This is a genomic window from Micromonospora endophytica (genome assembly GCF_003236305.1).
Lineage (GTDB): Bacteria > Actinomycetota > Actinomycetes > Mycobacteriales > Micromonosporaceae > Micromonospora > Micromonospora endophytica.
Genome location: NZ_POTX01000207.1, coordinates 1 through 10,853 on the forward strand (window position 1 = coordinate 1; position 10,853 = coordinate 10,853).

The 10,853-nt window shown below is 73.0% G+C and carries 7 protein-coding genes and 1 pseudogene; 4 read left to right on the top strand and 4 right to left on the bottom strand.

Translation table 11 applies throughout. The features are described 5' to 3' along the window. Positions 1-155: 155 nt before the first annotated feature. The 3 genes from C1I93_RS23595 to C1I93_RS23605 all read right to left on the bottom strand — a co-directional run bounded on the left by C1I93_RS23595 (position 156) and on the right by C1I93_RS23605 (position 2,536). Positions 156-839 carry a dihydrofolate reductase family protein gene (locus C1I93_RS23595; RefSeq protein WP_111245482.1) on the bottom strand — a complete coding sequence of 228 codons (684 nt, stop codon included), beginning with the start codon at positions 837-839 and terminating at the stop codon, positions 156-158. Between the two features lie 99 nt (positions 840-938). Continuing rightward, the gene (locus tag C1I93_RS23600; protein ID WP_111245483.1) at positions 939-2,201 is read right to left on the bottom strand and encodes an RNA polymerase sigma factor; all 1,263 of its coding nucleotides are present in this window, start codon (positions 2,199-2,201) and stop codon (positions 939-941) included. Further along, positions 2,171-2,536 carry a YciI family protein gene (locus C1I93_RS23605; RefSeq protein WP_111245484.1) on the bottom strand — a complete coding sequence of 122 codons (366 nt, stop codon included), beginning with the start codon at positions 2,534-2,536 and terminating at the stop codon, positions 2,171-2,173. The genes C1I93_RS23600 and C1I93_RS23605 overlap by 31 nt, the downstream gene beginning before the upstream one ends. Before the next feature lie 557 nt (positions 2,537-3,093). On the opposite strand from C1I93_RS23605, the pseudogene C1I93_RS32685 reads away from it, so the two are divergent. Together C1I93_RS32685 and C1I93_RS32690 are read left to right on the top strand one after the other, a co-directional pair. Beyond that, positions 3,094-4,161 (top strand): annotated as a pseudogene (locus C1I93_RS32685) (S8 family serine peptidase); the annotation flags it as partial. A gap of 1,494 nt (positions 4,162-5,655) precedes the next feature. Beyond that, the gene (locus tag C1I93_RS32690; protein ID WP_420811772.1) at positions 5,656-8,106 is read left to right on the top strand and encodes a transglutaminase TgpA family protein; all 2,451 of its coding nucleotides are present in this window, start codon (positions 5,656-5,658) and stop codon (positions 8,104-8,106) included. Between the two features lie 30 nt (positions 8,107-8,136). Here the strand turns inward: C1I93_RS32690 and C1I93_RS23615 are convergent, their stop codons facing one another. After that, positions 8,137-9,150: an LLM class F420-dependent oxidoreductase gene (locus C1I93_RS23615; RefSeq protein WP_111245486.1), complete on the bottom strand. Its 1,014-nt coding sequence runs from the start codon at positions 9,148-9,150 to the stop codon at positions 8,137-8,139. A gap of 145 nt (positions 9,151-9,295) precedes the next feature. On the opposite strand from C1I93_RS23615, the gene C1I93_RS23620 reads away from it, so the two are divergent. Both C1I93_RS23620 and C1I93_RS23625 read left to right on the top strand, forming a co-directional pair. After that, complete coding sequence (locus C1I93_RS23620; protein ID WP_111245487.1) at positions 9,296-10,501, top strand: low temperature requirement protein A; 1,206 nt, start codon at positions 9,296-9,298, stop codon at positions 10,499-10,501. 55 nt (positions 10,502-10,556) lie between these two features. After that, on the top strand, positions 10,557-10,853 hold a 297-nt coding region (locus C1I93_RS23625), incomplete at its 3' end, for a DUF1028 domain-containing protein (protein ID WP_146603564.1).

A 10,853-nucleotide genomic window follows, 5' to 3' on the forward strand; every position in this document is an offset into this window, starting at 1 on the left:
GGCGTGAACGGTTCAGCTCGGTAGGGACGAGTGAAGGTACACAGGGTCGGGGAGCCGACCGGATCATCACCGACAGGATCTTCGGCAACCTGCGTTAATAGGGGGCCCCTCCTCTACACCAGGCGTTAACAGGGGGCCCCTCCTTAAACCCCTCCTTAGGTGTCGGAGCCGCGGTTGTCGAGGGTGAGGGGGGTGCGGCCGTGCACGGTGTAGCGGAGGTGGGTGACGTCCGGGTCGGACACCACGCGGGTGGGGGTCAGCTCGATGCCTTCGAACTCGTCGAGCCCGAGGTCGGCGTCGAAGACGCGCATCCCGGTGCCGAGCACGACCGGCACCACGTGCAGTTCCAGCTCGTCGAGCAGGCCGGCGCGCAGCACCTGCCGGACCAGGGTGCCGCCGCCGGCCACCGCCACGTTCTTGCCGCCCGCCGCGGCCCGGGCCTGCGCCACCGCGCTCTGCACGCCGTCGGTGACGAAGGTGAAGCTGGTGCCACCCTGGCGTTCCAGCCGTTGCCGGGGACGGTGGGTGACCACGAAGACGGGGGCGCGGAACGGCGGCTCGTCGCCCCACGGGACCTCACCGCCTTCGAACATCCGGCGACCCATCACGTACGCGCCGGCCGCGGCGAACGACTCCGCGATGATCTCGGAGTTGACGTCCTGCCGGCCGCCGGCGAAACCCTGCCGTTCCCGCCAGGCCATCGCCTCGGTGGCCCAGCGGGTCACCCGGAAGAAGCCGTGGCTCTCGGCCGACGTCAGCCAGTCGCCGTCGCCGTCGTGCCGTGGGCCGGCGTAGAAACCGTCAAGCGACACCGACATCTGCGCGGTCACTCTTGTCATGTCGTTCCTTCGGATCCGGCGGTGCCCACCTCGGGCACCTGCTCAGCACTGGATCGGATCCGGGACCGCCGCCACTACCGATCTTCGACGTGATCCAGGTCACTCGGACTCGGCAGCGCGGCGGAGCAGGTGACGCCGCTCGGGTTCGCTGCCGGCGAGTTCGGCGGCTCGCCGCCAAGCCGAAGCGGCGGCCTCCCGGTCACCGGCGAGTTCCAGCAGGTAGGCGCGGACGGCGTGCCGCCGGTGGTGGCCGGCGAGCGGCCCCGACTCCAGCTCCGCCAGCAGGGCCAGCCCGGCGGCGGGTCCGTGCACCATGCCCACCGCCACCGCCCGGTTCAGGGTGACCACCGGGTTGGGCGCCAACCGCTCCAGCAGCTCGTAGAGGCCGAGCACCTGTGGCCAGTCGGTGGCCTCGGTGTTCGGCGCCTCGGCGTGCACCGCCGCGATGGCGGCCTGGATCTGGTACGGGCCCGGCGGCGAGCTGGACAGACTCCGGGTCACCAGGGCGCAGCCCTCGGCGAGGGCCGCCCGGTCCCAGCGCGTACGGTCCTGTTCGGCCAACGGCACCAGTTCGCCGGCCGGGCCCACCCGCGCGGCGGCTCGCGCCTCGGTCAGCAGCATCAGCGCCAGCAGGCCGGCGGTCTCCCCGTCCTCGGGCAGCCGCTCGTGCAGCCGGCGCGCCAACCGCAGGGCCTGCCCGGTCAGGTCGGGCCGGAGCAGGTCAGGACCGCCGCTGGCGGCGTAGCCCTCGTTGAACATCAGGTACAGCACGTGCCGGACCACGGCCAGCCGTGGCCCCTGTTCCGCCGCTGGTGGCAGTGTGAACCGGGCACCGGACTCCCGCAGTCGCTGTTTGGCCCGGAAGATCCGCTGCGCCATGGTCTTCTCGGAGGTCAGGAAGGCCGCCGCGACCTCGGCGGTGGTCAGCCCGCCCACCGCACGCAGGGTCAGGGCCAGCTGCGCGGACGCGGTCAGAGCCGGGTGGCAGCAGAGCAGGAACAGCTCCAGCAGGTCGTCGCGGGGGGTGTCGTCGGCGTCGGGCGGCGGCGCGACAAGCGCGTCGCGGGGGGCGGTGTCGAGCACCGCACGTTCCCGCCGGGCCCGGGCCGCCTCGGCGCGCACCTGGTCGACGTAGCGGCGCTGGGCCACCGTGTGCAGCCAGCCCGCTGGATGCTCCGGTACGCCGTCGCGGGGCCATCGTTCGACAGCCGCGACAAGTGCCTCCTGCACCGCGTCCTCGGCCCGGGTGAAGTCACCGTGGCGGCGTACCAGCACGCCGAGCACCTGCGGGGCGAGCCGGCGCAGCAGGTCGACGTGGGCCTCGTCGAGGCTCAGTGCTCGTCCCGGGTCATCAGCGGCCATACCTCGATCCCACCACCGGTGCCGGAGCCGAACCGCAGCGCCGGGTACGACCGGGCGATCTCCAGCGCCCGCTGCTCACTTGCCACATCGACCACGAAGTACGACCCGACGTACTCCTTGGCCTCCAGGTACGGCCCGTCGGTGACCACCGGGACGTCGTCGACGAAGCGGACCGCCCGGGGGCGGGTCTCCAGCCCTTGCGAGTCCACCAACTCGCCCGAGGCGCGCAGCGTCTGGTTGAAGGTGTCGACCCGGTCGATGAGCGCCGCCAGCTCACCGTCGGGCAGGCTGCTCCAGATCTCGTCGTTGCCGTAGATCAACATCAGATACTTCACGATGCGCCTTCCGCCGAGGTCATGCCGGTTGTGAGCCGACCTGAGGGCAAGCTACCGGTCCCGACGCGCCGCACGATGGCGAATCGTCCTAACAGGATCCTTATCAGTTCTCCAGATGATGTTCGGAGTTCTCGATCGTTCGATGGGGAGGTCTGGTGAGGAAACACAAACGGGTCGGGGCGGCCGGGATGGCCGCGGCTCTGGTCCTGGGACTGGGGCAACCCGGCTGGGCCGCACCCGGTGGTGGTGCGCCGAGCGGGGACAGCGGGACGGTTCGGGGCGTCGGGGTGCTGGCGGGGGCCGTCGACCAGGCCGCCACGGTCACGCTGATCACCGGGGACCGGGTCAGCCGCGACCGCAGCGGCCGGGTGACGATTCACCCGTCGAAGGACCGGGCGAGCATCCGGTTCAGCCGCTACGAGATCAACGGTGAGCTGCACGTGGTGCCCGCGGACGCGGTGCCGCTGATCGGCTCCGGTGTGCTGGACCGCCGGCTGTTCAACATCACCAAGCTGATCGAGTACGGCTACCACGATGCGGCCCGCGATCGGCTGCCGATGATCGTGGCGTACCCGGACGGGGCGGCCGCCCGACGCGGTGGTTCGCCGCTGCCCGGTGCCGAGGTCCGGGTGGACCGGGAGCTACCGGCGATCGAGGGTGCCGCGGTCAGCGCCGACAAGGACGACCTGGCCGAGGTCTGGCAGAAGCTGACCGGAAACGAGGCGAGCGACGCCAGCCGGATCGGCGGTGTCGAGCGGCTCTGGCTCGACGGCAAGCGGCGGCTGGCGGTGGACCGGGGCGCGCAGCAGATCGGTGCGCCCGCCGCGTACCAGGCCGGGTTCACCGGTGCCGGGGTGACCGTGGCGGTCATCGACAGCGGCGTCGACACGACCCACCCTGACCTGGTCGACGTGGTGACCGACGCGGTCACCTTCCTGCCGGACACCGACCCGATCGACAGGTACGGGCACGGCACGCACGTGGCCTCGACCATCGCCGGCAGCGGTGCCGCCTCCGGCGGCAAGTACCGGGGAGTGGCCCCGGACGCCAAGCTGGTCTCGGCGAAGGTCTGCGAAGTCTGGTGCGACGACTCGGCGATTCTGGAGGCGATGCACTGGGCGGCCGTGGACAAGCAGGCCACTGTCATCAACATGAGCCTCGGCGGGTGGGACGGTCCGGAGATCGACCCGGCGGAAGAGGCGGTGAACACGCTCACCGCGCAGACCGGGGCGCTCTTCGTGGTAGCCGCCGGCAACGCCGGGCCTTACGAGAAGTCGATCGGCTCGCCGGCCAGCGCGGACGCCGCGCTCGCCGTCGGGGCGGTCGACCGGGACGGCACCCTCGCCGACTTCTCCAGCCGGGGCGCGCGGATCGGTGACGACGGCGTGAAGCCGGACGTCACCGCCCCGGGCGTCGGGATCGTCGCCGCCAAGGCCGCCGAGGGCACGATGGGCATCCCGGTCGGCGAGCACTACGTGGCCGAGTCCGGCACCTCGATGGCCGCGCCGCACGTGGCGGGCGCGGCGGCCCTGCTCGCCCAGCAGCACCCCGAGTGGGACGCGACCCGGCTCAAGTCCCTGCTGATGGGCTCGGCCAACCCGCGCCCTGGCGACACCGCGTACCAGCAGGGTGCGGGCCTGGTCGACCTGGCCCGGGCCGTCGGGCAGCCGGTGACCGCCGACCCGCCGAGCGTGTCGTACGGCCGCACGCAGTGGCCACACCAGGACGACGAGCCGATCACCCGGACCGTGACCTACCGCAACGACGGCACCGAGGCGCTCACCCTCGACCTGACCTGGCAGGTCACCGGCCCGGACGGCAAGGCGGCACCGGCGGGCATGTTCCACACCGGCGCGCCCCGGGTCACCGTGCCGGCGGGCGGCACCGCCGAGGTGACGGCCACCGTGGACACCCGCGTCGACGCGGCGGACGGCTACTACAGCGGGCACCTGGTGGCCACCGCCGGCCAGGTCCGCACCGTCGTCCCGGTCGGGGTCTACCGCGAGGTGGAGAGCTACGACGTGACGGTCAAGCACCTCGACTCGGCCGGTGCGCCGAGCGACACCCACTTCACGGTGCTGACCGGGATCGACGGCCCGACAATCGATTTCGTCGACAGTGCGGAGGGCGGCACCGGCACTCTCCGGCTGCCGACCGGCAAGTACACCGTGAGCAGCATCATCGACGAGTTCGGTGAGCGGGAGCGCAGCAGTCTGCTGAACCGACCTGAGATCGCGGTGAACCGGGACCTGACGATAAGCGTGGACGCCCGGAAGGCCAAGCCGGTCACGGCGACCGCGCCGGACCGCACCGCCCGGTCGATGAAGGCCGAGGTGGGGGTCCTCTTCGACATCTTCGACAGCCCGCCGGGCAGGTTCGAGATCATCGCCGATGAGTTCGGAAGCCTCTACTCGGCGCAGCTCGGTGGCCAGGGAAGTGCCGAGAACATCAGCGGCTACGTGTCGCACCAGTGGGGCAAGCCGGACGGCGAGGGTGGCTTCACCGGCACCCCGTACGTCTACCACCTGGGTGAGGGATTCCCGGGCCGGTTGCCCACCGGGTATCACCGGGACGTCAAGCGGGCCGAACTGGCGACCGTACGGCACGAGATCGGTGGCGAGCGGCTCGGCAACTACGTGGAGCGCTACGTCGCCGCCGAGTTCGACGGCGTGTACGGGTCGGCCTCCGCGGTCGCGGTGCCGGTTGCCGACAAGTGGACCGAGTACTTCAGCACCACTGACGTCGCCTGGTCCGGCGCCCTCTTCTTCGCGCAGCAGGCCGAGGGTGAGCCGCAGCCGGAGTTCCGCAGCTTGCTCTTCTCCGAGTTGGAGCGCTACCAGGCCGGCCGGTCCTACCGGGACACCTGGAACGAGGCCCCGACCGGGCCGACCCTGCTGCGGACCGACAGCCCGATCGGCAACGCGGCCCGGATCGAGGACGTGATCCTGGTGGACGTCCCGCTGTTCGGTGACGCGGCCGGGCACGGCGGCTACTCGGCCGCGGACACCGGTCGGACCGCGCTCTACCGGGGTGACGAATTGGTCGGCGGAGCCGACGCCGCCGGACGCGGCCGGCCTGGTGGTGGTGGACGCGCCGGACGGCGCGGCGTTCGCCGCCGAGTGGGACGGGGTGCGCCGGTGGTGAGGTTGTTGCGGGCGGTGCCGGCGGCGCTGTTCGCCCTGGTGCTGCCGGCTGTGCTGGTCGCCATGGTCACGCTGGCCGGGATGGCGCTCGACCGGGTGTACGCGGGTTCGCTGTTGACAGTGCTGGTGGCGGGCGCGGCGCTGGGCTCGGTGCTGGTCAGTGTGGTGGCCCGGCGGCTGCCGTCCTGGCTGGTGGCGCCGGTGTCGGTGCTGGCGATGGCGGGTTGGACGGCGTGGGGGTTGCGGCTGGCCGCGGATCGGGCCGCGCTGCCGGGTGGCTTCGGTGAGGTGGTCGGGGATGCCGCGCGTAACGGCATTCCCCGGCTGTTGACGGCGATGATTCCGGTGGAGCCGACGCCGGACACCGTGCTGGTGCCGCTGGTGGCCGCCTGGCTGGCCGGGTTGGCCGGCGCGGAGGTGGCGTTGCGGGCGGGCCGGGTGCTGCTGGGTTACCTGCCGGCGGCGCTGTTCTTCGCCGGTGCGGTGTACGTGGTGGGTCCGAACGCCGAGCCGGCGATCGGTGAGACGGTGGCGCTGGTGGCGGTGGCGGCGCTCGGGCTGGCGGTGTCGGGGCGGCCGGCCGGTGGCGACCCGGTGGACGAGTTGTCGCCGGCGGCGCGGGCGGGGGTGCGGGCCCGGTTGGTGGTGGCGTCGGCCGCCGGCACGGCGGTGGTGGTGGCGCTGGCGGCGCTGCTCGGTCCGGCGTTGGCCGCGTTGGTGCAGACCCGGCCGGTGGATCCGCGCCGCTATGTGGAGCCGCCGCAGGTGGAGACGCTCGACGAGAATCCGCTGATCCGGATCTCGGGGTGGGCGTTGCATCCGGAGCAGGAGTTGTTCCAGGTGACGACCGAGCGCAGCGGCGTCCCCGACCAGCCTGATCCCGTTGCCGAGGACGCCGACCCGGACCAGGCGCGGCCGGCGGCGACCGGCGGCGGGGTGCGGATCCGGCTGGCGGTGCTCAGCGACTACGACGGGGTGACCTGGCGGGTCGGTGCCACCTACCGCAACGCCGGCCGGATCCTGCCCACGGTGCGGCCGGCGGCGCACACCACTGTGGAGACGGTCCGGCAGGACATCACGGTGGGTGATCTCAGTGGCCGGTTGCTGCCGGCGGTGGCCACTCCACTTGAGGTCAGCGGCGCGCGGGTGGCGTACGACCTGGACACCGGCACGCTGATCCGGCCGGACGGGCTCAGCCCGGGGCTGCGGTACACGGTCACCTCGGCCCGGGAACGTCCGAACGGAGAGCTGCTGCCGGTGGCGAACACGCCGGCCGGTGCCGAGGTGGCCCGGGTGCTGCATGTCGCCGACGGGGCTCCTGAGCAGGTGCGGCGGCTCGCCGCGCAGTTGGCCGAGGAGAACGGCGCTCCGTACGCGCGGGCGTTGGCGATCGAGGAGTGGCTCGCCGAGCACTACCGGCTGGTCGCTGACGCGCCGAGTGGTCACGCGTACCCGAATCTGGCGTTCTTCCTGTTCGGGCCGGCGGGCGGTGGCGGGCAGCGGGGTACGTCCGAGCAGTTCGCCGCCGCCTTCGCGGTGCTGGGTCGGTTGGCCGGGTTGCCGACGCGGGTGGTTGTCGGTTTCGCCGCTCCCGCGTCCGGGCCGGTGCGGGCCGCGAACGCCTATGCCTGGCCGGAGGTGCTCTTCGACGGGTTGGGTTGGGTGCCGTTCGATCCGCTGCCCCGGCCCGACGAGGAGCCGAGGCCGGTGGAGGAGGATTTCCGTCCCAAGCCGGAGGAGCCGCCGCCGTCGGAGCAGCCGGAGCCCACCCTGGAACCGACCGCGTCGCCGTCACCGCAGGCGGCCCCGGGCGGTTCCGCCGGTGGCGGCGGCCCGTCGACTCCGATGCTGGTGGCCGGTGCCGGTGGCGGTCTGCTGCTGGTGGTGGCGGTGCTGCTTGCCACGTTGGCCGGGTTGCGGCGGGCGCAGACCCGCAACCGGCTGCGTCGGGGTGACCCCGGCCAGCGCATCGCCGGTGCCTGGCGGGAGGTGACCGACGCGTTGCGGCTGGCCGGGCAGCCGGTGGCCGCTGACCTGTCCGCCACGGAGGTCGCCGACGCGGCCCGCCGTGCTCTAGCCGCCGAATCGACCCCGACGTCTGGTGCCGACGCCGCCGATTCGACCCCGACGTCTGGTGCCGACGCCGCCGAATCGACCCCGACCTCCGGCACCGACCCCGCGGGCTGGCGGGTGGCCGAGGGGCAACGCAGCGTTGAGCCGCCGCCGCCGGCCGCGGTCCGCGCGGTAGCGGAGTTGGCGCGGCTGGTGAACCAGGTGGGGTTCGCTCCGGGTGGGGTCACCGCCGAGCAGGCCGGGGTGGCGGCCGAGGCCGCCTCCGCCTACACCGGGGCGCTGCGCGCCACCCTGCCCCGCTGGCGGCGGCTGCTCTGGACGGTGCATCCGGGGCCGCTGCGCTGGTCGCGGTGAGGTGCTGCGGCGTACCGACCTGGGCGGCGGCTACGGCAGCACCGGTGGTGGTTCGGGTGGCGACTGGCAGGTGCGCGTCACGCGGCAGCCGAGCCGGGCGACGAGGGTGAGCAGCGCCGCCGGGTCGCCGACGGCCACCTCCGGGGTGGGCAGCAGCGCCAGCACCGGTACGTCGACCCCGGCCTCGACGTACCGGTGCACCTGGGCCCGGCACTGTTCCGGCGAGCCGTGCACGATGAGCGCGTCGACCACCTCGTCGGGCACCGCCGCCAGGGCCGCGCGTCGGTCGCCGGCCGCCCACGCCTGCCACATGCCGGTCAGCGCCGGTTCGCGGCCGAGCCAGCGGTGGAAGTCCGCGTACGCGGGCACGGTCAGATAGCTGGTGATCATGCGTCGGCCCAGGGCGCGGGCGTAGTCGGCGTCCTCGGTGGGGCAGACGAAGATCCGGGCGACCACCTCGAACTGGGGGCGCCGCTCGCCCAGTTCGGCCACGGCCCGGGGCACGTCGGTGGCGGCGAGCCAGTTGAGGACGACCCCGTCCGCCTCGGCGGCGGCCAGCCGTAGCATGCCGGGGCGCAGCGCGGCCAGCAGCAACGGTGGGGGCACGACGGGGGGCCGTTCCAGGGTGAAGCGGCGCACCGCGAAGGTGTCGAAGGCGCCGTCGACGGTTTCGCCGCGCAGCGCGGCACGCAGGAACCGCAGCACGTCCCGGGTACGCCGCACCGGCTCGGCGTACTCGACCGCGTTCCAGTCGGTGACCACCACCGGTGACGAGGCACCGATGCCGAGGGCGAACCGGCCGGGGGCGACGTCGGCGAGCGCGGCGGCGCTCATCGCCAGCAGACCGGGTCCCCGGGTGAACACCGGCGTGATCGCGGTGCCCAGCCGCAGGCCGGGTTGCCAGGCGGCGGCCAACGTCAGCGGGGTGAAGGCGTCGGTCCCGTTGACCTCGGCGGACCACACGTCGGTGAAGCCGGAGTCGGCAAGGGCCGCGTACACGGCGGCGTGGTCGGCGAGCGGCACACCAGCCAGCGGGACCGTCATCGCCCATCGCGTCGTCATCGATCGATGGTGCCCGCCGGCGGGTCCACCGAGCAAGATCTTGTCGGTTTCCCGGTTCACCCGCTCGATGCCGGCCTGTGGTGTTACGACAGCGTGGTGACCTGGACCGACGAGAGGACCAGCTGACGTGGCGCGGCTCGCCGGTCGGCTGACGCCGGGCGTTCAGGACCCGGGCCGGGCCACGGTCCTGGAACTCTTCTTCGACCTGGTCTTCGTCTTCGCCCTCACCCGGATCTCGGCCCGGGCGTTCGAGGATCTCGCGTTGGAGCCCGGCGGCGCGACGGGGTGGAGCCCGGTGACCGGGGGCGCTAAGACGCTGCTGCTGTTGCTCGCGTTGTGGGTGGTCTGGCAGCACACCGCCTGGACGACCAGCCGCTACGACCCGTACCACGCGGGGTTGCAACTCGTCGTGATCATCACGTTGGTCTGCGCCATGGTGATGGGGGTGGCCATTCCCCGGGCGTTCACCACGACCGGGTTCGCGTTCGCCACGGCGTACGTGGTCGCCCAGCTCTCCCGGCCGCTGATCCTGCTCGCCTTCGGCACACCGGAACGCCGGCTCAAGTGCCGGACGGTGATCACCTTCACCGCCACCGGTGTGCTCTGGATCGTCGGGGCGGCGCTGCCGACCACTCCCCGGGTGCTGCTCTGGAGCGGCGCGCTGGGTGTGGAGTACGTCACCGGGCGGCTCGGCTACCCGGTGCCCGGGTTGGGCCGCTCGGTGGTCTCGCAGTGGGAGATCGGCGGCCGGCACCTGGCCGAGCGTTACCAGCAGTTCTTCCTGATCGCGCTCGGCGAGACGATCCTGGTGGCCGGCCTCTCCTACAGCGACGCCCCCTATCCCGCCGCGCAGACCGTCGCCTTCGCCCTGGCGTTGGCCGTCTCGATCCTGCTGTGGCGGATCTACGTCCAGCGGGCCGGGCAGATCCTCGCCGAGGCGGTCGCCTCGGCCCGCCGACCGGCAAGCATCGGCCGTTCGGCCGCGGACACCCATCTGGTCATGGTGATCGGGTTGACCGCCACCGCCATCGGCTACGACCTCACCATCCAGCACCCACTGGATGAGCCCGAGATTGCGTGGATCGTGATGATTCTCGGTGGTCCGGTGGTGTTCCTGCTCGGCCGGGCCCGCTTCGAGTACGAGGTGTTCAACCGGGTCTCCCCGTCCCGGTGGATCGCCGCGCTGGGTCTGGCCCTGTCGCTGCCGTTGCTGCTGCACCGGTCACCGTTGTCCGCCGAGATCCTGGTGGTCGGTGTGCTCGGTGCGGTCGCCCTCGACGACGCCCGCCGCGCCCGCAAGGGTCCACCGGAGGCCGCCGCCCCACCGTTCTGAACCCGCCGGCGCGCGGCCCGGCGACAGGGCCGCGACCAGCGCTAACGTGGAGTGCGTGACCTTCTCGCTGGTAGCCCGCTCCGCCGACGGACGCCTGCACGGCGTCGCCGTGGCGAGCCGCTTCCTGGCCGCCGGCGCGCTCGTGCCGGCGGCCGAGGCCGACGTCGGCGCGATCGCCACCCAGGCGCACGTGAACCTCGCCTACCGGCCGCAGGGCCTGGCCCTGCTGCGGGCCGGGGTGGCCGCCGGCGACGTGGTCGCCCGTCTGGCCGCCGCCGATCCGGAACGCGACCATCGGCAGGTGGGTGTGGTGGCCGCCACCGGTGCCGGCGCCACCTACACCGGCGTGCAC

Excerpts from the sequence above, each read along its gene's own strand:
- C1I93_RS23600 (WP_111245483.1), bottom strand. The coding sequence starts at position 2,201 with ATGGCCGCTGATGACCCGGGACGAGCACTGAGCCTCGACGAGGCCCAC.
- C1I93_RS23615 (WP_111245486.1), bottom strand. The coding sequence starts at position 9,150 with ATGACGGTCCCGCTGGCTGGTGTGCCGCTCGCCGACCACGCCGCCGTG.
- C1I93_RS23595 (WP_111245482.1), bottom strand. The coding sequence starts at position 839 with ATGACAAGAGTGACCGCGCAGATGTCGGTGTCGCTTGACGGTTTCTAC.